Origin of the sequence: Caballeronia sp. J97 (assembly GCF_905220305.1) — a bacterium.
Taxonomy (GTDB): Bacteria; Pseudomonadota; Gammaproteobacteria; order Burkholderiales; family Burkholderiaceae; genus Caballeronia.
In genome coordinates, this window is sequence record NZ_CAJMZL010000008.1 from 139327 (window position 1) to 163583 (window position 24257).

22 protein-coding genes are annotated in these 24257 nt (G+C 62.0%); 10 read left to right on the plus strand and 12 right to left on the minus strand.

The genetic code is table 11. The features are described from left to right. Nucleotides 1-45 precede the first annotated feature (45 nt). Genes U4Y90_RS13760 through U4Y90_RS13775 form a run of 4 tightly spaced genes read right to left on the minus strand, consistent with a single transcriptional unit; the run spans nt 46 to nt 3954 of the window. Entirely contained in the window at nt 46-846 is an 801-nt protein-coding gene (locus U4Y90_RS13760) for an HpcH/HpaI aldolase family protein (protein WP_321795130.1), read from the minus strand. Between the two features lie 16 nt (nt 847-862). Beyond that, nucleotides 863-1999 carry a hypothetical protein gene (locus U4Y90_RS13765; protein ID WP_321795131.1) on the minus strand — a complete coding sequence of 379 codons (1137 nt, stop codon included), beginning with the start codon at nt 1997-1999 and terminating at the stop codon, nt 863-865. Next, a complete protein-coding gene (locus tag U4Y90_RS13770; protein ID WP_321795133.1) occupies nt 1996-2880 on the minus strand; it encodes an alpha/beta hydrolase in 885 nt (294 codons plus the stop codon). Before U4Y90_RS13770 ends, U4Y90_RS13765 begins: the two co-directional genes overlap by 4 nt. A gap of 60 nt (nt 2881-2940) precedes the next feature. Further along, nucleotides 2941-3954, minus strand: a complete 1014-nt coding sequence (locus U4Y90_RS13775; RefSeq protein WP_321795135.1) for a LacI family DNA-binding transcriptional regulator — start codon at nt 3952-3954, stop codon at nt 2941-2943. A gap of 245 nt (nt 3955-4199) precedes the next feature. On the opposite strand from U4Y90_RS13775, the gene U4Y90_RS13780 reads away from it, so the two are divergent. From U4Y90_RS13780 to U4Y90_RS36135, 3 genes are all read left to right on the plus strand, one after another. Then, nucleotides 4200-4334: a hypothetical protein gene (locus U4Y90_RS13780; RefSeq protein ID WP_321795137.1), complete on the plus strand. Its 135-nt coding sequence runs from the start codon at nt 4200-4202 to the stop codon at nt 4332-4334. A gap of 284 nt (nt 4335-4618) precedes the next feature. Next, on the plus strand, nt 4619-6193 hold the full coding sequence (locus U4Y90_RS13785) for a methyl-accepting chemotaxis protein (protein ID WP_321795139.1): 1575 nt from the start codon (nt 4619-4621) through the stop codon (nt 6191-6193). A gap of 90 nt (nt 6194-6283) precedes the next feature. After that, entirely contained in the window at nt 6284-6892 is a 609-nt protein-coding gene (locus U4Y90_RS36135) for a PAS domain-containing protein (protein ID WP_415749343.1), read from the plus strand. Nucleotides 6893-7060: 168 nt separating this feature from the next. Here the strand turns inward: U4Y90_RS36135 and U4Y90_RS13795 are convergent, their stop codons facing one another. Further along, nucleotides 7061-8215, minus strand: coding sequence for a hypothetical protein (locus U4Y90_RS13795; protein ID WP_321795140.1), 1155 nt, complete (start codon nt 8213-8215; stop codon nt 7061-7063). Between the two features lie 1145 nt (nt 8216-9360). Between U4Y90_RS13795 and U4Y90_RS13800 the strand changes: the two genes are divergently transcribed. The 6 genes from U4Y90_RS13800 to U4Y90_RS13825 all read left to right on the plus strand — a co-directional run bounded on the left by U4Y90_RS13800 (nt 9361) and on the right by U4Y90_RS13825 (nt 15097). Continuing rightward, nucleotides 9361-10527: a DUF4382 domain-containing protein gene (locus U4Y90_RS13800; RefSeq protein WP_321795247.1), complete on the plus strand. Its 1167-nt coding sequence runs from the start codon at nt 9361-9363 to the stop codon at nt 10525-10527. A 54-nt stretch (nt 10528-10581) separates the two neighbouring features. Next, on the plus strand, nt 10582-10752 hold the full coding sequence (locus tag U4Y90_RS13805) for a hypothetical protein (RefSeq protein ID WP_321795255.1): 171 nt from the start codon (nt 10582-10584) through the stop codon (nt 10750-10752). Nucleotides 10753-10983: 231 nt separating this feature from the next. After that, on the plus strand, nt 10984-12024 hold the full coding sequence (locus tag U4Y90_RS13810; protein WP_321795142.1) for a TadG family pilus assembly protein: 1041 nt from the start codon (nt 10984-10986) through the stop codon (nt 12022-12024). 265 nt (nt 12025-12289) lie between these two features. After that, nucleotides 12290-12724, plus strand: a complete 435-nt coding sequence (locus U4Y90_RS13815) for a TadE family protein (protein ID WP_321795249.1) — start codon at nt 12290-12292, stop codon at nt 12722-12724. 280 nt (nt 12725-13004) lie between these two features. After that, a complete protein-coding gene (locus tag U4Y90_RS13820) occupies nt 13005-14240 on the plus strand; it encodes an amidohydrolase family protein (RefSeq protein WP_321795143.1) in 1236 nt (411 codons plus the stop codon). A gap of 20 nt (nt 14241-14260) precedes the next feature. Next, nucleotides 14261-15097 (plus strand): bifunctional allantoicase/(S)-ureidoglycine aminohydrolase, encoded by an 837-nt coding sequence (locus U4Y90_RS13825; RefSeq protein WP_321795144.1) that lies wholly within the window; start codon nt 14261-14263, stop codon nt 15095-15097. A 21-nt stretch (nt 15098-15118) separates the two neighbouring features. Here U4Y90_RS13825 and U4Y90_RS13830 read toward each other — a convergent pair whose 3' ends face one another. Genes U4Y90_RS13830 through U4Y90_RS13850 form a run of 5 tightly spaced genes read right to left on the minus strand, consistent with a single transcriptional unit; the run spans nt 15119 to nt 20592 of the window. Beyond that, entirely contained in the window at nt 15119-16570 is a 1452-nt protein-coding gene (locus U4Y90_RS13830) for an amidohydrolase family protein (protein WP_321795146.1), read from the minus strand. Next, a complete protein-coding gene (locus tag U4Y90_RS13835; protein ID WP_321795148.1) occupies nt 16570-17757 on the minus strand; it encodes an amidohydrolase family protein in 1188 nt (395 codons plus the stop codon). Before U4Y90_RS13835 ends, U4Y90_RS13830 begins: the two co-directional genes overlap by 1 nt. A 5-nt stretch (nt 17758-17762) precedes the next feature. Continuing rightward, on the minus strand, nt 17763-19241 hold the full coding sequence (locus tag U4Y90_RS13840; protein WP_321795149.1) for a sodium:solute symporter: 1479 nt from the start codon (nt 19239-19241) through the stop codon (nt 17763-17765). Further along, nucleotides 19238-19444 (minus strand): DUF3311 domain-containing protein, encoded by a 207-nt coding sequence (locus U4Y90_RS13845; RefSeq protein WP_321795151.1) that lies wholly within the window; start codon nt 19442-19444, stop codon nt 19238-19240. The genes U4Y90_RS13840 and U4Y90_RS13845 overlap by 4 nt, the downstream gene beginning before the upstream one ends. Nucleotides 19445-19464: 20 nt before the next feature. Then, nucleotides 19465-20592 (minus strand): porin, encoded by a 1128-nt coding sequence (locus U4Y90_RS13850; protein ID WP_415749340.1) that lies wholly within the window; start codon nt 20590-20592, stop codon nt 19465-19467. Between the two features lie 244 nt (nt 20593-20836). Here U4Y90_RS13850 and U4Y90_RS13855 point away from each other — a divergent pair, with 244 nt between their 5' ends. Next, complete coding sequence (locus U4Y90_RS13855; RefSeq protein ID WP_321795153.1) at nt 20837-21718, plus strand: LysR family transcriptional regulator; 882 nt, start codon at nt 20837-20839, stop codon at nt 21716-21718. A 46-nt stretch (nt 21719-21764) separates the two neighbouring features. Here U4Y90_RS13855 and U4Y90_RS13860 read toward each other — a convergent pair whose 3' ends face one another. Then, nucleotides 21765-22694 (minus strand): LysR family transcriptional regulator, encoded by a 930-nt coding sequence (locus tag U4Y90_RS13860; protein ID WP_321795154.1) that lies wholly within the window; start codon nt 22692-22694, stop codon nt 21765-21767. Nucleotides 22695-22764: 70 nt separating this feature from the next. Next, the gene (locus U4Y90_RS13865) at nt 22765-24036 is read right to left on the minus strand and encodes an MFS transporter (protein ID WP_321795155.1); all 1272 of its coding nucleotides are present in this window, start codon (nt 24034-24036) and stop codon (nt 22765-22767) included. Nucleotides 24037-24257 lie beyond the last annotated feature (221 nt).

Sequence of the window (24257 nt, forward strand, 5' to 3'; positions counted from 1 at the left end):
GTTGCATCAGCCAATTTCGTTTGTCAATGCGGTTCTGCCATCCCTTCAATACGCGAGAGTCCGGCTTGCCCCTGAAGCTGCCTCGCCCAATGCGCGCGTGATCAACACGGTGCTCACGGTTGCGAAGTAGCGCGCGCCCCACGCCGCGTAGCGCGCCTCTTCAGCGGGGCTCAACGCAAGCATTCCAGCACAGCCGCCGCCGTCACTGACCGCACGCAGTGCACGCTCGATCACGGCCTGGACGGCGGGGGCAGACCAGTCGGGCCCATAGCCCATCGCGTGGGACAAATCGTTGGGCCCGATGAAGACCGCATCCACGCCGGGCACCGCGGCAATTTCACCGGCGTTCTCCAGTGCCTCCGGCGTCTCGAGCATCACGATCAAGGCGACCCCGTCGTTGCTGCGTGTGGTATGCCCGGCTCCGCCGAAAGCGCCATAACCGGCCGCACGACTGCTGAATGCGACGCCACGCTGACCACCGCCGGATTGCCCTGCGCGCATCGGATAGCGTACCTGCCGAACCAGGGAACGGGCTTGCTCGGCCGTATCGACCATGGGTATCTTCACGCCGCTCGCGCCCATGTCGAGTGTCCTGGCGATGTCGGCCTCGAAACAGCGCACGATGGCGGGTATCCCGCTCGCGCGCGCCGCGCGCAGCATATGTTCGGTCGTCTGCAGATCCGCCGAGCCGTGCTCGTTGTCGAGCACGATGAAGTCAAAGCCGGCGTAGCCGCACATTTCGACGATGGCTGGCGACGGGAGGCCATTGAAGATCCCTCGCAGCTTGTCGCCGCTCCTCAGCCTCGCCGCGACGCGTGTGTCGAGCGGACGGTTGTGTTCGAGCATGATGCGTTTGCTCCGCTTAACGTTGCGATCGGTCGATGAAGCGCTTGGGCGCGACAAAGCCGCTTGCGTCGAGCGCTCGATCATCGCGCGCGACGGCTTCGATCACGTCGTCATGCCATTCGATGCGCTTGCGATCATCACCCTCGGTGATCAGAATGGCGAACGCGTCGTCAGAACCGGTGTTGCGCAGCGTGCGCCAGCTCTCGCCCGGAATCGAGAAGCTGTCCCACCCTTCGCGTTCGCCGGTGAGCGTCTGCGTGACGATCCCGTCGCTCGACTGGATGCTCAAATCGATCTGTCCGGCTTTGACGATGAGGACCTGTTTGTTCGATATGCGGTGCATCGAGACGCCACCGCCCGCCGGAATCCTCAGCCACTCCAGGGAGAAACCGTGGGCATTCGCGATCGGTGACTGATGATCGCGATCCTGCGTCATGCCCAGCCCGATGACGGGAGCGAGCGACGCGCCGCATCCGTCGAGCACGGAATCCAGCAGCGCCTGTGGCGACCAGACCAGATCGGCGAACCGTACGATTCGCTGCTTCATGTCTTGCGCTGACCAATGACGCAGCGCCTTCACTTCTTCGGGCGTCATCGGCTGCAACGGGCGCATGCCCTCGGACAATGTCTGTCCGAGTTGCTCGTCGATGATCTCGTAGCTCTCGGTCAGATAGACGCCTTCTCGCGCTGCCGCTTCCAGCGTCGAGGGGCCCCACAGAATGCCGCCGGTATCGTTACCGCCCAGCGCGGTGAACATGAAGCCGTCTTCCGTTCCGATATTCCTGAAGCCCCGGTAGATCCAGGTCGGCACCGAGCAGATGTCACCGACGCCGAACGCTGCCGTCAGCTTTTCGGGATTGAAGCCCCAATGCAGCTCCCACTCGCCGCGCGTGCAGAGAAAAACTTCACAAGTGAAATGCATGTGCGGCGGGTTGGTGACGCCCGCGGGCATGGCGACGCCGCCAACCTGAAATCCGTGGGGCTCCCGCAGACTGACCGGCTGGTTGGGGTTCTGCGAGACCCCGGGGCCGATGAGCGCGTAGTTGTATTTCGGCGCGCATCCCGGAATCCGGTAGTCGATGAACGCATCGGTGCAATACCGGAGACTCGAAAACGGGATAAATCGCTGCTTGATGGCTTGAGCAGTGGTCAATTCAATACTCCTTGTTCAGAAACAACGGGCTCGCGCATCCATCGGGCGAGCGCCCGACCGATTTTTGCTGGTTCTTCCAGCGTGAGAAAATGACCGCACCGAGACAACTCGATCCAGTGCGACTGGCGACTCGCAGCGGCCATCAGGCGCTGCTGCCGGCGTGTACAGATGGAATCGTGCGCCCCGCTCAGGATCAGGGTGGGTCCGCCGAACACGGCCAGCGCGCCATACCCGGCCGGGCGCTCAGCAGCCCATGCGAACTGCGCCCTGGCCGATTTCCACCCTGCGCGTTCAGCCATTGCTCGAAGCAGCGCGCCTTGTTCGTAGCGCACGCGAGCGCGATGAAAATAGCTTGGCTCGAGCGCGGCGATCACGGCTCGGGCGCCGCCCGCGCGCCAAAGATGCCCGAGGCGGCGACTTTTCTTCTGTAATGCAGACGTTCCGGGCTGAGCGTTGCTTGCGATGAGCGCCACGCGTTCGATGCGTTCCGGGACCCGGCGCAGCAATTCGAGTGCAAACATGCCGCCGAGAGAAAAGCCCGCGACGGAGAAGCGTTCCGGCAAACCGTCGATCAGCGCGTTCAGCCACTGCTCGCGACACTTCATGGAAGAAAGGTCGGCCACACGAACCCGCGCAATCGCCCTTAGAGCCGGAATCTGCCGACCGAAGACGCGCTGATCGCACAACGTGCCTGGTATCAAGACAAGCGTAGATCGTGGCTCCGCTGCTGCATCGGCAGCATTCGCACACGACGTCCCGAGACCCTTCTCTACACCGTTGACTTCCCGACCGCAAAGATGACTGCGCGGACGAACCGGTCGTCCGGACAACGGTGCAATCGGGAATCGTCGAATCGTTGTCACCCGCATTCCGGCATTCATCTTCGTACTCCTATATTAATTACGTACATAAAAGATGGAACTGCGGGGCTCGTGGCGCATCTACATGGGCGAAGATGCGCGCAAGATGAGTTCGACTGGAATCACGGCGTCTTTGGCCGTCTGTGGCTGCTCCGAATCTCGCAAGTAACCGTGCAAAAGGCCCGCAGCCGCTTCGACCATATCCGGCACCGATTGCCGCACGGTGCTCAACTGATACGATTGCCATTGCGCCTGGGGGACATCGTCGTAGCCGACTACGCTGACATCTTCCGGTACGCGCAGACCAAGCTCATGCCGCAGCACATCCATGACGGCAAACGCCATATAGTCACTTGCCACAAAGACGGCATCCGGGCGCTCTGCCTTTGAGGCGAACAGCTCATGCGTTGCACGACGCGCCTCAGCCTGGCTATAGTTTCCGACGCCGCGAGCAAAGATCCGCTGCTCGTGTTTGGCGAGTTCCTCGCGAAATCCGCGCTCCCGTTCCAGGTTCGTCGAAGACTCTTCCTGACCGGCGATGTACGCGATACGCTGTCTGCCCCGCTCGACGAAATGGGCAGCTACGAGGCGGCCGCCTTCAACGTTGTCTGAGCGTACGGAGCTTACCGCGTTCTCGCTCCTCGAGGACATGACCCGGTTGAACAGCACAACAGGAATATCGGCGTCAGCGCACAGTCCCGCTAGCGTCGACGAAAGCGTCGTGTCCGCCAGCACGATTCCATCGACGTTGTACTGCAGGACTTCTCCGATCAGTTGGTCGGCATCGTGCATGTCCGTGACGAACATCAGGATGTGATATCCGTCACGTTGCAGGCGCCTGGCAAGCTGCTCCATCGCCACCGCGTTGAACAGGTTTTCGAAATGACTGAGTACCAAGCCGATGATCCGCGAGCGACCCGTGGTCAGGCTTCGCGCGTGTGCGTTCGGCCGGTAGCCAAGCTTGCGAGCAGCCGCCAGGACCTTCGCCCTGGTCGCCTCGGAGACACTCGCACCGGGCGTAAAAGTACGGCTGACCGCGGACTGCGAGACCTGCGCGAGGCGTGCAACGTCGACGGAGGTGGCTGGAGTTTTCATCTGATCAGTGGAAGTTCAGAACCGCTATTGTGAACAATTCGATGTCCGCATTTTGCATGCGTATGCAATTCAACTTGTCTTTCGCATTGGAGGCAATGTAACAAGCATATGCATCGAAGTAAATAGGTTTGACTACGTATTCATCGAGAGATTACGTTCGTCGCGCGCATCCAACCGGCGCCAGGTCCAAATCTTCTCCGCGCGCGGCTCGAAGCCGAAGAGCCTCGTCGAGGTTTTCGTTGGGCATGAAATTGATCGACAGGAATCCGCTCGTGTTCAGCGATGCGGCCTGCTCGGTCTCGAGCGCGCGTATCGACGGCAGGCTGAAAGGCGAACGCGATCTGGTCAGCGAACGCGCGGCCCCGTCCGTATCGACTTGAATCGATCGAGGCCCTGCTCCGGGCGTACTCGCCCGCGCGTACCGAAGCCATCCCCGAGGCATTCGGCGCATGTCCGCCGATCGAACGACGAGCAGACTCGGCCCCACGTTACAAAATAAGGGCACGCACCAAACGTTTGCCATTCCTCGTTCAGGTTTCGTTCATCTAAAACCCTGCGTTTCCCGTGCCGTAAGCAAGAGGGCGCAGGTTTCAAGCGACCTGTGCCTTCGCGCGGCGCCGCCGCGAGGCTGAAAGCATCCACCGAAACAGGGGACGAGGACAAAGTGAACTTCAAGAGAATGCGGGTGAAAACCAGACTGACGATCGGCTTCGGCATGCTCACGGCCGCCCTGCTGACCGTCGCGACGCTCTCAATCGAGGCGTTGCACGAATCGAATGAGCGCTTCACGTCGTTCATCGACGGCATCAACGCGCGTGCCAATCTGGCGGCCAGTGTGCGGACCGCGGTGGATCGTCGCGCGATTGCCGCGCGTAACCTCGTGCTCGTCACGAAGCCCGCCGATCTCGCGCTCGAAAAAGCCGCCGTCGTGCAGGCGCACGAAGACGTGCAGCGCAATCTGCGCGAGTTCAACGAGCGGGTCGCAAGCGCAACGGATGTGCCATCCGACGTGCGCGCGCGCGTTGCGGAGATCAATCGTGTCGAGTCGCTTTATGGTCCGGTCGCGCTCGGCATCGTCGATCTCGCGCTCAAGGGCAGACACGATGAAGCCATCACGCGCATGAACGACGAATGCCGTCCGCTGCTCGCCGCGCTCGTCAAGGCAACGCAGGACTACTCGGACATGACGCGCGCGCGCGAAGTGCAGCTCGTGGCGGAATCGGCATCGCATTACGCGTTCTCGCGCATGCTCCTGCTCGGCGTCTGCGCGCTCGCGGTGCTCGCGGCGATCGTCGCCGGTCTCGCCATCACGCGAAGCATTCTGCGCGCACTCGGCGCGGAGCCGGACACGCTGAGCGATGTCGCGAAGCGCGTCGCCGACGGCGACCTGCGTCCCGTCGCCGACGCGCAGAAGGCGCCCGCCAACAGCGTGCTCGCCTCGATGAGCACGATGCAGACGAAGCTCGTCGAGCTCATCGGCAACGTTCGGGCATCGGCCGACAGCATCGCGACGGGTTCGAGCCAGATCGCGACGGGCAACGTCGATCTGTCGACGCGCACCGAGGAACAGGCCGCATCGCTCGAAGAGACGGCGTCGAGCGTCGAGCAACTCACGTCGACGGTGCGCCAGAACGCCGATAACGCGCAGCATGCCAACGCGCTGTCGGCGGAGGCGTCGGCGATCGTGCAGCAGGGCAACGCCGCCGTGAGCCGCATGATCGAGACGATGTCCGATATCAGCGCGCGCTCCGGGCAGATCGCGGACATCATCGGCATCATCGAAGGCATCGCGTTCCAGACCAACATCCTCGCATTGAACGCCGCCGTGGAAGCGGCGCGCGCGGGCGAGGAAGGACGCGGATTCGCGGTCGTCGCGGCGGAAGTGCGCAGCCTCGCGCAGCGCTCGTCGAGCGCGGCGAAGGAAATCAGGGAGTTGATCGGCGCCTCGGTCGGACGCATTACGGAAGGCTCGACGCTGGCCGGCGTTGCGGGCACGACGATGTCCGAAGTGCTGCACGCCGTATCGAAAGTGCGCGACATCATGAACGAGATCGCCGCCGCATCGAACGAACAGAGCCACGGCATCGAACAGCTGAGCCTCGCGATCGCGCAAATGGATCAGGTGACGCAGCAGAATGCGGCGCTCGTCGAGGAAGCGGCGGCGGCATCGCAATCGCTCGACGATCAGGGGCGCCGCCTGACCGAGGCCGTGTCGTTCTTCCGTCTCGCGGCGCACTGATTCACGATGACCCACGAAAACAGCGCACGCTGGATCTGCAAGGTCTGCGGCAAGAACGCCGCGAATCCGCACGCGAACTGCGCGTCGGACATGGTGTACCGCCGGCTCGTGCAGAGCATCACCGATTACGCCATCTACATGCTCGACCCGGACGGCATCGTTTCGAACTGGAATGCCGGTGCGCAACGCGCGAAGGGCTATACGGCGCGCGAGATCGTCGGCAAGCATTTCTCCTGCTTCTACGATCCCTGCGACCGCGATCGCGGCCTGCCGCAACACGGCCTCGAAACCGCCCGCGCAACCGGTAAATTCGAGGCGCAAGGCTGGCGCATCCGCAAGGACGGCACGCGATTCTGGGCACATGTCGTGATCCAGCCGATCTACGACGACGACGGCGCGCTCTTCGGCCTCGCCAAGATCACGCGCGACTGCACCGAGCACGGAGAGCATCAGTCCGACGATGGCCGCTTCCATCACCGAAAAGCGGATGCCCAATTCGTCGCAAGCGACGCTTTTGCCTTGTATAAGCCGCAGTTACGTTCGAGCACTACGTTTGAATGTCGATCAGGGACGCGCGGTGATCGCCTTGATGTGGTCGCAGGCCTTCCGTCCTTCCAGATGCGGCTGTTCTTCGTGCCGCCGCTTCGGCAAGCGGGAGCCTGGCATGCGCTACCCATTCGCATGCGCGCATTGCTTTAAGTTCTTCGAGCCCCGCGGATCCGCGGGGCTTCGTCCCTCCTGTCTTATCTTAATGCGCGAAGTCCGCTGCGCCGACGCACACCGCGAACGAAGGCCCGCCTGATCCGATCGTCCGCCGTCGACGCTATTCGAACGGTCGCCACGGATGCGCGACCTTCCTTTGCGCGATCACTTCGTCGCAAAGACCGATATGCCTCCGCTTGCAAAGCCGGCCGAAGTTCCGGGCTGGAATGGCACATAGACCTGGCCGAGACCGCTGTCGACGGCTACCGAATGCGCGCCCGCTCCGACTGGCACCTTGTAGAGCAACTGCCGCGTCGCTCCGTCGATCACGCCCATCTGCGGACTGAACCCCGACGATGCCGCAGTACCGCTCGCAACGTAGTGCCGCGCCGGCAGGAAGTATCGATTCGAGCCGGGATCGTACGTCACCTGGTCGGTGCCGCCGAAGGGCACAGAGGCCAATTGCGCACCGGTAGTACGGTCGAGAATCAACGTGATAAGCGGATTTCCGGCGGAAGGATCGCATCCCACCAGCACGTCGTTGTTGGGTCCCAGCGCGATACCCGTAGGCGAGCACTTATCGAGCGGAAACGCCTTGCTGACGACCGGCGTGCCAGCGGTCACCGACTTGGCGGTGATGACGTCCAGTTCGCCATCGGGATGTGCCGACGTTCCATCGTTATTGATGTAGAAGTTCTTCGTCGTCGAATCATAGGTGCACGCCTCGAGCCCCGATGATCCGGTGAACGTCAGTTTCGACACCACGCTTTGCGTCGTCGTCGAAATGAAGGTGACGAAAGGCGGCGTCTCTCCGGGGCTGGCGTACATCACCAGATGGTCGTCCGGGTCGTAACAGCCTTCGTCCACGCGCGAGCCCGAATTGCTGACAGGGATCGTCTTGACGGTTTTGAGCGCGGCGGTATCGACGATCTTGACCGAGTTCACATCACCAACGTAAAGCGTATTCGTGCCCGTGATGCCGACAATGCCGTCGGGTCCCGATGCATCCGTCGACGCGCCGACGCCCGCGAAGGAGCCGGTAATCTGTGCGATCAGCGTGTTCGACTTCGTATCGACAACATCGACAGCCTTGTTATTCCGATCGGTCAGATAATATCGCCCCGCCTCCACATAGCCGATGTCGAAACTGAACGGCGGACTGGACACGTTCGGCACGGCGATATTCGTCAGCAATTTCGAGTTCGCGGGAGTCGGTGTCGAGGGCGTCGAACTGGAAGACGAGTCCGGGTTGTCGCTCCCGCCGCACCCCGCTATCACGGCAGTTGCGGCAAGCAGTAGTACGATCCAAGGCTTTTTCATCAATAGGCTCCTTTGTTGGTCCAGAACTGACAGCGCACAGATTCTTTTCAGCGGAGCGCTGGCCTCTTGCAGACCCTGCGCCCTGCGTGTCGCGATCGGCTTTAGAAACCGACGCGAAAGTCATGGACGTAAGCATGCGCAAGCATTCGTAAGAATGCACAGCAAAAGATTTGATGGTTCCTATAGGAAAATGTTGATGATCGTACGACTGCTGTAAGTTGCTAAGAGAAGAAAACTGAGTACCTTAGTAATCTTCAAAACGAATTTGAAATCCGTTTCGTGGCCAGGGCGTCGGGGCCGGCGTTGCAGGGCCGCTATTCGTCAACCTTGGCACAGGCCGCGTCCCTAGCTTTCCTCCGTAAAGCATAACTTTTAGAATTGAAAGTTATCTTAGTGGCGAAAATAGCCTAATCAAACTACCGCTAAGTGAAAACACCGACGCCACTTCTTTTCATCTGGATCGCTAACAAAATTCAAGAAATCTACTTGGACGAGTTAATTTCGCAGATTTCGTTAAGCGCGCTTCTTCTTAAGGATGCGATAAGATATGCCACATACAATCGCCACGGCGGAATGGTTTCCTCGAGTGGCGGAGCGATCTTGCTCGGGTAGCTTCGGCGAAGTTTAGATGCAAGAGGATCGCTTGGTTTCCTGGACTAACCTAACGACCATTGGATACCCTACCCTCTAGTGCACGGCAGTTCTTTGCAGGCCTAACCTGCTCGACAAAGCCGAACCCGGCAATTGAGTCCGCGGAAGGTGTTGGGGATGAGCTGCTGCCACGGGTTCTTAGAGAAAGCGCGACACAGGAACAGCGCTTTGCCAAGCCTAATCGGCAACAAGATAACGCGAATCGCCTGGATGCCGTTACTTCCGGACGCTCCATGCGCCGGTGCTTGCAACGTTCAAGCCAATAAGCATGTCTGCGATCTGTCCGCCGACAATAAACGATATCCGCGAAATCCTTAGGAAATGCTTAAGCGATACCATTGAAATGAGAAGCTTTCCAACGCAACAACCTAAAGCTTCGATCTCTTATTTACGTCTCGATGAAGAAGTTACAGTTTTTCGTCCATAAAGTTACAATCGTCGTACCAATTCAACGATAATCTGCCGTCACTTTTAACGACAAAAACGGTGTGGCGATGACTCGAGGATATTGGAGAACTTTTGCGCTGGCTGCGGGGACCGCAACAATACTTGCTGCTTGCGGCGGCGGCGGCGGCAGCGACGGATCAAGTTCCCCGAATGGGACTCTGCATGTTGCCCTGACAGACGCACCCTCCTGCGGTTTCGATCACGTATACGTCACCGTTTCGCAGGTGCGCGTCAATGCGAACGCGCAGGCGGCCGACAGCGACGCCGGCTGGACAACCATCGCATTACCCGCACCGCAGAAAATCGACCTGCTCTCACTCACGAACGGCGTACTCGCCGATCTTGGCCAGACCGCACTGCCGGCCGGTCAGTACCAACAGGTGCGCCTGGTCCTGACGCCGAACTCGGGCAACACGCTCGCGAACTCCATTGTGCCCAGCGGCGGCAAGGAACAAGCACTTGATACGCCCAGCGCGACGCAAAGCGGCTACAAGATCATTCAGCCCTTCACAGTACAGCCGAACACGCTCGTTGACCTGGTGCTCGACTTTAACGCCTGCAAATCCATTGTCACGCGAGGCAACGGGTCGTATGCGCTGAAACCTGTCGTGACGGCAACCCCGACAACGGTGAGCGGGCAAATTTCCGGCTATGTCGCGGGCGCGGAAGCGGGCGCGACGGTGTATGCCGAGCAGGGAGGAAAGATCGTCAGGGGCACCATCGCGGACAGCACCGGCAAGTTCGTGCTCTCACCTCTCATTCAGAGTACGACGCAGGGCAATTACGATGTCGTCATCGTCCAGAACAAGGTCGCCTCAGGCATCGTGCGCTCCGTACCGGTCGTCGTGAACACAAACACGGCCGTCTCCACTTCTGCGACTCCCATCGCACTACCCGTCTCGGCGATGAGCACAGTGAGCGGAACAGTGACTCCAGGGGCCGACGCTCTCGTGCGCGCGTTGCAAGTGAGCGATGCGAGCCCCTACGAAATTGCATCTGCCAACGCGAATCTCGACACTGGCGCGTACCAGTTGTCCTTGCCTGCGGCAGCGCCGCTGATCACCACGTATTCGGCGTCGCTCCCGCTCAGCTTCGCAACAGTGTCCGCGGCGGCCGGCCATTACACGGTGGAAGCAGATGCAGCTTCGGGCGCAACGCAGTCGACGTCCGTCAACGCAACGACGAGCCAGACCAACGTCAATCTCAGTTTCTGACAATCCAGGACGCGGAGCCTGAGCCCCGTACTACCTCCTTCCCAATTGGATCTCATGATGAAGATGAAGAAAGCCGTTGTTCTCGTGTCGTTGCTGGTTGCCGTCGGCATGATCGCCGGATGCGCCGTCTACGTACCTGATTCGCCATCTGTCGCGGTCAAGCCGCAAGGCGGCCCCGGCAACGGATTTTGCCCACCAGGGCAAGGAAAGAAAGGCAATTGCTGAGCACTCTCGGAGCGGGTATCAACGAGAGTCCGAATTGCACTGAGACAGCCCAATCGTGTCGCGCCGATCGGGCTGTTCCAATCGCCCGGGTTCGATGGCAACGAACGCGTATGGAGCGCGTTCACGCCACGCACCCTAAAGTTTCAGGCATTGCGGTCGTAGTCGTTCCTTATCGAGCCTACCTTCTTGCCAGGGAACCACGAACTGATGCACGGCCAACCACAACGATCCATGAAGCGTGCCCGACGTCACCGCGCGGGAAATTCAGCGTCTCTCAGGCGTCAGCGTGGCGCGATGGCAATTACCATGACTTTCGCATTGCTTGCGGCGCTCGCGGCGGGAGGCTTTGCAGTGGATTTGGGTCACATCTATCTTGTGCGCACCGAACTTCAGACAGCCGCCGACGCTTCCGCGCTCGCAGGCGCCGCCTCATTACTGCCCGGCGGTTCGACGCCAAACTGGAGCTTCGCGGAAACGGCAGCCGCGAGCGCCGTCAGCCTGAACGCGTCAGACGGCGTCCCTTTGACGAACGCGGCCGTGCAAGGCGGGTACTGGAATCTGTCCGGTTCTTCTACGAACATCGAGGCGAAAAACATTGCGCCCGGCGTCTATGATGCCCCTGCCGTGCAGGTCACCGTTACGCGCGCCGCAGGACTTAATGGCGGCCCGATCGGTTTCTGGTTTGCCAGGCTTCTCGGTGTCGACAGTGGTTCAGCGAGCGCGACTGCAGTGGCCGTTGTGGCGGCGCCGGGCTTCGTGGGTTCCGGCGGACTGTTCCCGATGGCGATCGGCGAATGCATCTACAGCCAGTACTGGGACGCGCAGTCGGGAACGCCCGCGATCGATCCTTCTACGGGCAAGCCGTTCACCATTCAGATCGGTAATGGCGCAACGTACGGCGGATGCGAGGCGGGACAGTGGACATCGTTCCAGACTAACAATAACGATGTGCCTACCGTGCGCGGCCTGATAAACGGCGGCAATCCGAACGGACTGAGCATCGGCGATGCGATCTGGATCGAACCCGGCGTCAAAACCTCCATCTACTCATATGTGCCGTCCAATGTCGATGTACTGGTGCCCGTCGTCGCGCAGGCGACGACGTCGAGTCAGCCGATCGTAGCCTTCGCGGCCTTCCACATCGACAATGCAGAGGGTGGAAATGGCAAGTACATTCAGGGGCATTTTGTCGCCGGCTACAAGATCACGACGACCGTCGGACAGGTAGGACCCTATTACGGCGCTTACGTGCCGCCCCGGCTGACGCACTGACACTCGATGTCGGACGGCGTTTGACTGAATGTAGCGGCCGACTCGCCGATTCACACCCTTGATCGCCGACCTGGACGATTATCACCAGCGCAAAAGAGACTGTACGTTCTCGATCGGGCACGTCGATTTCTTGATTTCCTTTGTGTGGAGCGTCTGCTTAAGCATTTCATAACCTTTCCGCGGTTAGAGTCCATCACCTCAGTGAGCGTCACGGATTCGCCGAAGGAAAAACAATATGCGCAGAGCCGAAAGCGGTTCCGATGCCATGGGTCTTCGCCGATTCTCGCCGCATCGGACTGCGCAGATGGGCAGCGTCTCTTTGGAGTTCGTGATCCTGCTGCCCTTCTTGATCATGATACTGGTCGGTATCCTCGATCTAAGCCTGTTGATGTACGACAAGGCCGCGCTCGCCACCGCTGCCCGCGTGGCAGTCAGGGCCGGGACGATGGTGAGTGTGCCCGCAATGACGACGACCCAAGTCGCTGCGGTCGCCACGGCCAATGTGAACAATTCGCTCATCAGCAGTGGCGTGGCAAGTCCGCCCACCGTCACCGTGACACACGCGAGCGGGACAAACCCCGGAAATCCGCTGACGGTCCAGATTTCCTACACGTATAAGGGATTGTTTCTCGGGTCCGCGCTCAGCGCGTTGACCGGTCCGGTCGTATTGAACGCGACTGCAGTAATGAATTACGAATGAGCCGCTGAGTTTCGCGTTGATAATCAGGCATCCAAATCAATAGCGAAATTCGCTCTCCTGTATCTAACGGGCCGCCGTCGGTCGAACGTAAGCCACATCCACCACACCCTGATCTCAAGACCATTCAGAATATAAATACCCCGCATTCGAACATTTAATTTGTCGATACCGCGCGTCTCCGATATTTTGTTCAGGTCCACCACACCGAGGACCCCACAACCCCGACGCCGCAACCGGTTCAGGACGCGTTGAAAAGGTCCCGAATCACTGAGGCATCAGCATGTTCGACCGCGTTTTCGTCAATGCCATCGACGCTCACGGCAATCCATTGCATCTCGCGGTAAAAGACGGCCGCTTCGCCAGCATCGGTTCGCAGCGCCCCGAAACGGGCGGCGGAGAGGTCGTCGATCTCGAAGGCCATCTCGTCCTTCCCGGCTTCGTCGATGGCCACATCCATCTCGACAAAAGCTTCGTCGGCGATCGCTGGCGCCCTCATCGTCCCGTCGCGAGCCTGCGTGAGCGTCTCGCGATCGAAAAGCAGGAACTTGCGGGCGCGCGCCCCATCGCCGAGCGCGCGGATGCGTTGATCCGTCAGGCCGCATCGTTCGGCACGATCGCCATGCGCAGCCATGTCGACGTCGACGCGACCACCGGGCTCAAGAACCTCCACGCCGTGATGGAAGCGCGCGAAAAATGGCGCGGCCTCGTCGATATCGAGCTGGTTGCGTTCCCTCAGGCCGGCGTCGTGTCCTGCCCCGGCACCGCTGACATTCTCGATGCCGCTGCGCGCGAAGGCGCTCAAGTCGTCGGCGGAATCGACCCGACGACACTCGATGGCGATGCCGACGGCCAGCTCGATATCGTCTTCGGCATCGCCGAAAAGCGCGGCGTGAAAATCGATATCCATCTGCACGAACCGGACCAGCAAGGCATCGCGCAATTGCACCGGATCGCAGCGCGCACGAAGGCATCGGGCCTGCATGGCCGCGTCAACGTCAGCCATGCCTACGCGCTGGGCGATGTCGCGCCCGACGCGGTCGACCGCGCCGCTTCGGCACTCGCGGATGCGGGCGTGTCGATCATGACCAACGCGCCCGGCGACCGGGCGTTTCCGCCGATCCTCCGGCTGCGCGAGGCGGGCGTGCGCGTGTTCACCGGCAACGACAACATCCAGGACGCGTGGTGGCCCTACGGCAACGGCGACATGCTGCAACGCGCCATGCTCATCGGTTATCGCTCCGGTTTCTATACTGATGATGAACTGCGCGTCGCGCTGCATATGGCGACCGACGCCGGCGCCGCCGTGCTGGGGAAAGACGCTTACGGATTGAAGGCGGGCAGCGACGCGACCTTCGTCATCGTCAAGGCGCCCAACGCCGCCGCGGCCGTTGCCGCCGTGCCCGCGGAGCGCGCGATCGTCCGTGGCGGACGGTTCCGGGGCGATTCGTCCCGCCTGCAATTCGAGTCCGTGAAAGCCGGACACCAACACGGCGTTGCCATCAGTACGACGGCGTGAACCTTAACGGAGACTTTCGTATGTCAAGCAATACGTACTACGCGCCTCACGGCGGTCATCCATCGCAGACCGAGCTGCTGACCGATCGCGCGATGTTCACTGAAGCGTATGCCGTCATTCCCAAGGGCGTGATGCGCGATATCGTCACGAGTCATCTGCCGTTCTGGGACAAGACGCGACTCTGGGTGCTGGCGCGTCCGCTCTCCGGGTTCGCCGAAACGTTCTCGCAATACATCATGGAAGTGGCGTCCGGCGGCGGCAGCGAAAACCCCGAGCAGGACCCGAACGCCGAAGGCGTGCTGTTCGTCGTGGAAGGCGAAATCGAAGTGACGCTGCACGGCACTTTGCACGTCCTGAAGACCGGCGGCTACGCGTTCATTCCACCCGGCACGAACTGGCAATTGCGCAATCGTCATAACAATACCGCGCGCTTTCACTGGGTGCGCAAGCACTATGAAGCCGTGGATGGCGTGCCGCTCCCCGAAGCCTTCGTGACGAACGAACAGGATATCGAGCCGATTCCGATGCCCGGCACCGAAGGACGCTGGGTAACGACGCGCTTCGTCGACACCAGCGACATGCGTCACGACATGCACGTGAACATCGTCACGTTCCAGCCCGGCGGCGTCATCCCGTTCGCGGAAACGCACGTGATGGAACACGGCCTCTATGTGCTGGAAGGCAAGGCGGTTTATCGGCTGAATCAGGACTGGGTCGAAGTGGAAGCCGGCGACTTCATGTGGCTGCGCGCATTCTGCCCGCAAGCCTGCTATGCCGGCGGACCGAGCCGCTTCCGCTATCTGCTGTACAAGGACGTCAACCGCCATATGAAGCTGACGCTCAGCGCGCCGCGTTGAGCGTCCGCGCGGGCCGTGGCTTCAATAGTGGCTGCGCGCCCATAAGGTCGCCGGCGCGTCCAGCAGATGACGCAGGCCGGCGCGCTCGAACGTGCGCTCCGCAACCTCGGAAACGCGTTCGAGTATCTCCCCTTCGTCGACCGACACCACGCGATACGCTTCCATCAGGATCTTCCCGCCGACCATCGTCATGCATACGTCGCCCGCATTCGCGAAGCAAGTGACGCGATAGACGGGCATGTTCATCGGCATCAGATGCGGCTTGAACAGATCGATGAGGATGATGTCCGCCATCTTCCCCGCTTCGAGCGAACCCAGTTCGTGATCGAGCGACAATGCCTTCGCGGCATCGATGGTCACCATTTCGAGCACCTTGCCGTGCGGCAGCACGTCCGGATCGCGAAAGTGCCTGCGATGGTAGTGCATGCACTGCCACATATGACGGAACATGTCGTAACCCCGGTCGGGCGCCGCGCCGTCCGAGGCGATCGCCACCGTCACGCCCGCATCGATCAGTTCCGGCACCGGGCAGCGTCCGATGATCGACATGATCGCGCTCGGGTTATGCACGATCGAAGCACCCGTCTCCACGCACGCCGCGATGTCGGCTTCGGTCAGATCGATCGCATGCGACATGAACGACTTCGCGCTCAGCAGTCCCAGCTCGCGATGCGCGAAATCGAGCGTGCCCGCGCGATGACCATCCTGCGTGAAACTCAGCCCTCGTTCGCGCGCCATCGACATGTAGCGCTCCGCTTCACGCCGATAATCGCGTTCATAGCGCGCGACCTCCGGATAGTGCTCCGGCGCGAACACGGGCAGCGTCAGCGCGATCTCGATGCGGCCGTCGGCGTCGCCGTGACAGGCATCGACGATGTCGCCGCATACATCGAACATGCGGTCGAAATCGACGTCGTATGTCTCGCTGCCGCGCGGTCCGTGCCGCGTATAAGCGCGAGGGGCGGGAGGCCGCGACGGCCCGACCGCGACGATCGAGCGCGTACCTGTTCTCACCACGGCGTCGCAATGACGCCGCGCATACACGGGATCGTCCACCCGCATGATCGAGTCCCCGCCGCCCAACAGCGAAACGCCCGTCGTCACGCCCGCTTTCAGACGCTCCAGCGCCGCGAGTTGCGACTCCGTTTCCCAGAACGCTTCGTCCGATGCGCGCGTATAGATCGTCTCGCACGCTGAGGTCCAGGCATCGCCGTCTGCGCCGCCGATGGTTCTGAGCATCGCATGGCCAGCATGCGCGTGGGCATCGATGAGCCCGGGCAACACGGCCTTGCGGCGAGCGTCGATCACGCGCGCCGCATGATAGCGCCGCGCCAACTCCTCCGTTTTTCCGACTGCGACGATGCGATCGCCCTTCACCGCCACCGCGCCATCGTCGATGACGCGGCGCGCCGGGTCCATCGTGATGACGCAGCCGTGCTCGATCAATATGTCGACCTGTTCGCGTTCGTTCATCACACGAGCGCTCCGTCACGCGCGACGATGCGCCCGTTCGACACGACGAGCTTGCGCTTCGGCCGCGCCACGACCGCATGGGCGACCGTCTCCGCGTCGACGAGCACGAGGTCCGCACGCGCGCCGGCATGCAGGCCGTAGTCGATGAAACCGCATCCTCGCGCGGCGGCGTCGCTCACGCAATCGAACGCGATCGTGAGATCGTCGTCGCGCCGCAAGTCGTAGCGCATGCCGATCAGCATCGCGCGTTCGAGCATGTCGGGCACGCCATACGGCGACCAGGTATCGCGGATGCCGTCGTTGCCACCGAACATCGTGATGCCCTTCTCGCGGCAAAGCTTGAGCGGCGGGACCGTGCGCGAGGGCGGCGCGCTCGTCAGGAGCGCGACGCGCAGATGAGCGATCCGGTCGAGTAGCGTATCGCGCTCGCGCTCCGGCAACGCGCCCAGACAGAAGCCGTGACTCACGACCACCTGACCCTGCATGCCCGTTGCTTCGACGCGATCGAGCAGAAGTTTCAGCGTGAATGCGCCGATTTCGCCGGGCTCGTGCAGATGGATATCGATCGGCTTGCGATAGCGTTGCGCGAGCGCGAAGGTCGCGTTCAGCGATGCGACAGGATCGCCGTCAATCAACGCGGGATCGAGTGCGCCGAGCACGTCCGCGCCTTCAGCAAGCGCGCTGCCGAGCAACTCGACCGTGCCCGGGCGAATCAGCATGCCCGACTGCGGAAACGCGACAATCTGCATGTCCAGCATGTCGCGCATCGTCTGCCGCGTCGCGAGCACGCCTTCGAGATAGCGCAGGCGCGCATCGGTGTCGATATCGACATGCGTGCGCAGACGCGTGGTGCCCGCCTGCACGAACGCGCGAGACAGCGCGAGCGATTGCGCGGCTGCATCGTGCCCCGATGTCCTGCGCCACTCGCGTTCATTGCCGATGCGATCGGTGAGCAGCGGGCCGACTTCGTTGCGATACCACGGGCGGCCCCAGTTGCTTTTGTCGATATGCGTGTGGCCTTCGACGAAACCCGGCAGCAGCAATGCGCCGCCGCCGTCTTCGACATGCGCATCGCGTGGCGCGGCGACATCGGCGCCGAGCGCTTCGATACGGCCATCGACGATGGATGTGCAAACGCGTTGGCCGTCGGCCAGCCGGACATTGGAGAGATAAAGTGACTGAGTCATGATTGTCATGCCGATTCGACGGCAGTATCGATACGCGCGCGCAGCATGCGTTGCGCGGCGCTGATTGCAACGAAGACCACGGCGTTCGCGAACAACGCGACGAGCCCCATGTTGATCGACGTGAATGCGAGCGGCGCGTTGGGGAACGCCGTCGCAAGCGTCATGCCGCCCCAACTCGACAGCCCGAGCACGATGCCGCCCGCCGCGATGCCGCCGAACGCCGCTTCGCGCGTGCCGAAGGGGCGCTTCAGGAAGCTCGACGCGAGCATCGGCACGAGTTGCGTCAAAAGGCTCGACGAGAAGATCGCAAGTGCGACGAACGTCGCTCCGCCGCGCAACACGAAGAATACGACGACCAGCGTGAAGAGCGGCAACGCGATGCGGGCGACGCGCGCCACATCCTTGTCGCTCGCCTGCGGCGCGAAACCTTCGCGATAGATGTTGCGGGCGATCGTCGTCGATGCGTTGAGCATGATCAGCGAGCCGGGCACCAGTGCCGTGAGCAGCCCCGCGCCGCCGACGATGCCGACGAACCACGACGGAAATGTCTGCTTCACGAGACGCAGCAACGCGAGATCGGTTTGCGCGCCTTCGAGTCCGTGCACGGTGAGCACCGCAGCAAAGCCGACGAGGAACAGGAATGCGATGAGCACCTGATAGATCGGCATCAGCACGACGTTCTTGCGCAGCGCCGATGCATCGCGCGCCACGTACACCGCCGTGAAGCCGTGCGGATACAGGTAGTAGCCGATCGACGTCAGCAGCAGCGTCGAGTTGTACCAGCTCAGGTTGAACCCGCGCTCGGGCATGCGCAGCAGTTCCGGATGCACGGCATCGATGCGCGCGAACATTTCGCCGAAGCCGCCGAAGTAATGCAAAGGCAGGTACGTGCCGAGAAAGATCGCGAGGCCGAGAATCAATACGTCCTTGAAGATCGCGATGCTCGCCGAGCCGTGAATGCCCGAAACAGTCATGTACGCGACCATCAGCAGCGCGCTGATCCAGATCGCGGTGTTCTGCGAAATGAGGCCATACGACATCTCGGAGACGATGATGCCCAGCCCGCGCAACTGGATGATGAGCAGCGACACCATTGCGAACACTGCGACCACCGACACCAGCACGCCGACGGCGCGGCTCTCGTACTTCGATGCGAAGTAATCGGCAAACGATACGAGGTTGCGATCCTTCGCGTATCGCCAGATGGCGGGCAGCATCCAGTAGCCGAGCACATACGCGAGGCAGCCGTACGACAGGATATAGAACGCCGGCACGCCCTTGCTGTAGGTCCAGCCGCTCGCGCCGAGGAAGGAGAACGTCGAGAAGGCTTCGCCCGCCATCAGCAGAAAGGTCAGCAGCGAGCCGAAACCGCGCCCCCCTACTGCCCATTGCTCGAGACTGAGCTTTTTCCCGCGACGCGCGTAAAGGCCCACGGCCAGCGCGAAGATCGCGAACAGGACGATGATGATCAGCGACGCGTTCATTGTCCGCCTCCCGCGTTCGCCGCTTCATCGCGGCTGTCGAGAAAATAGATGAGCGCGAGAATGGCTGCGGTTCCGGCCATCCAGAACAGATTCCAGACGAGCAGGAACGGCACGCCGAAGAGAAGCGGCGTATGCGCGGCGATCGAGCCGCCCGAATAGAGGCCGATGAACGGCAGCGCGGCAAGAAGAATGCGGAGTTTCATGAGGTTCCTCGCATGACCTGTCAGAACTTCTGACGCAGACCGGCGACGAACGCCAGTTGTGAAGTCGTCGACGATGGCGCGGCGATGCCATCGATCCAAGCATGACCGATGCCCGCCGAAGCCTTCTGATAAAGACCGTTCACATAGACGTCGGTGCGCTTGGACAAAAGGTACTGGAGACCGCCCGATACCTGATGATAGTGCCCGCTCGTATCGCCTTGCGACGCCTGCGTGTAGGTATAGCCGAGCGCCGCGATCAACGCGGGCGACAGCGCATAGCGCACGCTGCCCTCATAGTTTCCGAAGCGCAGCGCGCCGCCCGACGCCATGTTGAAATCGGAGCCCGTGTAGAGCAACCCGAACGTCGCGGGACCGAATGCGTAGGTTCCGCCCGCGCCCCAGATCTGCTGGCGCGTCGTGTCGACGAGACGCGTGCCGAAGATCGCGGCGCTCGGCGCGTAATAGTTGTCCGATGCGACCGCGCCCACTGCGCTGCTCGCGGGCTGATTCATGCGCGCGTAGGCTGCGCCGAGATTCAGCGGCCCGCGCGTGTAAGAAAGACCCGCGCTCCAGCTATTGTTGGCTGCAAAGCCGGTGGCATTCGAAAAGCCGTACATTACGTTCGCCTGCAATCCGGCGAGGATCGGCGAAACGTACTTCACCGCGTTGTTCGTGCGGAACGTGTTGTTGATGTCGTCGTTGTCGAACGGATGCGTCGAATACTGCACGAGCGTATTGCTGATCTGAATCGCGCCGAGAATGTCCTGGACCGTGTTGTACTGACGGCCCAGCGTGACGGCGCCGAGTGTGTCGCTGCTCATGCCGACCCACGCCTGCCGGCCGAACATGCGCCCGGCCTGCATCGCCGTGCCGTTCATCACGTTGAAGCCGTTTTCGAGCTTGAAATTGGCTTTCAGCCCGCCGCCCAGATCCTCCGCTCCGAGCAGGCCCCAGCGCGGTCCCGACTCGTTGCCGCCCGTCGCCTGCCATGCGGAATGGCCTTGCTGATTGTTCGTGTACGTGATGCCTGCATCGACGATGCCGTACAGCACGACGTTCGACTGCGCGCCCGCCGTTGCGGTCAGCGCCATGCCTGCGCCGGCTGCCACGAGCGATGTCCTCCAGTTGTTCACCTGCGCTTTCATCATCCTTGTCTCCGGGCTTTTGTCTCGTCACGGGGCTTTTCTGCGCCACGTCCGAGCCTTTTGTCTGACGTCGAAGCGTGATGGCAGGGCCGTTCGCATCGACGTGGACTGATGTTAGCCATCTCCCCTTGTATTCAAAAATTAAATGTTCGAATGAACACCAGTTGAAAAGCGAATACCATGCGATTGCCAGCGCCCTTCCCCGCGTGATAGAAGTCGATGTCCCATTCGAAGATCGACCCGGTCGATGAAACACGTTCCCAAAGCACGTACGCCGCTGTTCGACCTGGACCTGCTCAAAGCCATCGTCATGGTGGCCGATTGCGGCACGTTCACTGCCGCTTCCGCGCGCCTTCATTCGACGCAGTCGACGGTGAGTCAGAAAGTCCGACGCCTCGAAGAGATGGCGGGACACAGGCTGCTCGAACGCGGCAGCCGCGACGTTCGTCCGACCGACGCCGGCGAAACGCTACTTGCTTACGCGCGCCGGATGCTCGCGCTCAACGATGAAATGATCGAGGCGCTGTCGGGCGCGAATGTCGGCTTGACGGTGCGTCTCGGCGTGCCGGAAGACTTTGTCGGCGGGCCGACCACGCACATGCTGGCGGCCTTCAACCGGAAGCATCCGCAGGTGAAACTCGAAGTGACGAGCGGACTGAGCCGCGACCTGAGCAACAGCTACGATCGCGGCGATCTCGACCTGATCCTCGTGAAGCAGCGGCGCAACAGCCGCGAGGCCGTCGCGACGTGGCCCGAGCAGTTGAGATGGATCGACAGCGCGAAGAATCCTTCGTTTCAACTCGATCCGATTCCCCTCATCGCGTTCCCGCCGCGCGGGCTCTATCGCGACGACATGACCAACGCGATCGAAAGCATCGGACGGCGCTGGCGGCTCAGCTTCATCAGTTCGAGTCTGAGCGGCATTCAGGCGGCGGTCGCCGATGGTCTGGGCATCAGCCTGCTTCCGGCGCGCGCCGTCTCGCCGGACCACGTCGTATTGACGACGAAAAGCGGACTCCCGGCGATCGAGACGATGGATATCGCGCTGCTGCATCGCCCGACCGCCGATGCCGTCGTGAAGGAACTCGCGCGGGCGCTGTCGCGAATGTTCGGGCCGCAGCGCCGCTAGTCGCGGTGTTCAAGGGATGCGAGGTGAAAGGCGGTTAGTCGCATCGCTAGCTGACCCAGCCTCGCTCGATGAGCGGCACGTCCCAGGCAGGCTCGGGGCCCAGCCGCTCAGCGAGAAACTCGACGAGCGCTTTCACCTTCAGCCCTTGCCGCTGCGTGGCGGGATAGACGGCTGCGAAGTTCATCGGCGAGAGCGCATAGTCCGCCAGAACCGGCACGAGCGTGCCATTGAGCAGCGACGCGCTCGCGACCAGCGTCGGCAGGCAGACCACCCCGCCGCCTGTCAATGCGTAGTCATGCAGCAGGTGAACCGAATTGGAGCGGATGATGCCGGGCAGTTCGATTTCGACGACCTCGCCGCCGCGCGTCATCGTCCAGCGATTGCGCGACGGATAACCCGAATAGAGCGCCGTCCTGTGATCCAGCAGATCGCGCGGATGCCGCGGCGCGCCATGCTCGTTCAGGTACGAAGGCGCGGCGCAAAAGAGCCGCCGCACGGTGAAGAGACGCCGCTCGATCAGGGATTCGGAGATCGGCGGGAAGATCTGGAACGCGACGTCGAAGCCCTCTTCGATCGGATCGACGACGCGGTCATTGACGATCACGTCGAGCTGGATGCCGGGATAGCGCCGATTGAACTCGGCCAGCGATGCGCCGAAGTGGCCCAGCGCGAAACCGGGCAGCATCTGGATCCGGAGCCGCCCGGTAGGGGTCGCGCGCAGCTCGCGCATCTGGTCGGTCAGTTCGTTGACGCGTCCCACCACTTCCGCGCAGTCCCGGTAGAACGCCTCGCCGACATCGGAGAGCCTGACGTGCCGCGTGCTGCGATGAAACAGCGGCACGTTGAGGAACTTCTCTAGCTGCTGGATGCGGGTGGTGACGACCGAGCTGGCGACCCCCAACTGCCGCGCCGCTTCCGCGAAGCTGGAGGTCTCCGCCACCCGCACGAAGGCTTCGATGCTGAGAAAACGGTCCATGCTGGTCCCTTTCGGTCGTGTCCAGCATGTCAGTGTATCCGCGGCGCGCGAGGTTCCGGCGCGCCCGTGCTTACTCGGGCTGTTCGCTTCCGGTGAGCTCGGCCGCCCGCGCTTGTCCGCGCGCCCGGGCCGGCGCGGTTTCTTCGAGCAGCAGGCTCACGCCGATGCCGAGGAGCACGGCGCAAATCGGCAGCCAGAGAATATTCTGGATTCCGAAGTGTGTTGCGACGAACCCCGCGAGCGCGGGCGCCACGCCGCCGCCGAAGATCTCGCCCGCGCCGACGACGATGCCGATCGCGGTCGACACCATGCCGATGGGCGCGGCTTCCGTCGCGACCGGTCCGGAGAGCAGCGAGACGAGGCCCAGCGTGAAGAAGGCCGCCACGAACAGCACGATGAACAGGACGAGCGGCTGCGCGCCGATGCCGCGAAACACGTACAGCATGACCGCCGTCCCCGCGAAACCGGCGATGCTCGCGAGCCGCCGTCCGACGATATCGGACAGCCCCGGCAGACCGAACTGACCGACGAAGCCGCCGAAGCCGATCGCCGACACCACGATGCCCATGCGCTGCGTGTCAAGCGCGAGATACTCGGTGAGGTAAAGCGGCAGCATCGCGCCGAGCACGAAAACGCCCGTCATCGCACAGAACAGCGCGACCATGGCGACGGGAATGTTGCGGCTCTTCAGCACGTCGCGCCAGTTGCCGTGCGCGACGTGTCCGTCGTGCGTCTCGCGATGCGCGGATGCCGGAACGGTGGCGCGCGGCTCGCGAATCACGAAGAACATCAGCAATCCGAGGATCAAGCCGGGAATGGAAACGAGCGCGAAAACCCAGCGCCACGAGACCACATTGAGCAGTTGCGTTGCGATGATCGGCGAAAGCGCAAGACCGAACAGCGCGAATCCGCTTTGTTGCAACCCGAGGTTGAAGCCGCGCCGCTTCGGATGCGAAGCGTCCGCTGTCGCAGCGAAGCTCGTCGGGCAGAACGAGCCTTCGGCGACGCCCATCAGCGCGCGAACGGCCAGCAGGCTCGCGAGCCCGCCTGCCACGCCCGAGAACCCGGACAGCAACGAGAACGCGATGATCGCGGGCACCAGCACCTTGCGCCGCCCGATCTTGTCGGAGATGCCGCCCATCAGCGCGGCGAACACGCCCCACGAAAGGCCCAGAATGCCGATACAGTTGCCGACATCCTGTGCGGTGAGATGCAGATCCTTCATGATCGCCGGAAAGAGCGGCGCGATCAGCCATCGATCGAGGCCGACAAGGCCGAATCCGAGCGCTAGCAGCGTCACGGCTTTCCATTCGTAGGACGTATCCCACCGGTTCGAGGTCATCTTTGTCTCCTGAGTCAGAATCGGCGACGACTTCGTTGAATGGCAGCGCCGTCGACGAAACAGAGCGTGACCCAGACGCCGCACGAAAAGAACGGCCGAACCGGCGAATGCGTCATTTGCGAAATGCAAACAATGACGCGGCGGCAGCACTCGCCGGCTTCATGACACACGGATCGAGCGGAATTCGGCCCGACTAGGGATACTTCGGATGGACGCCCCGA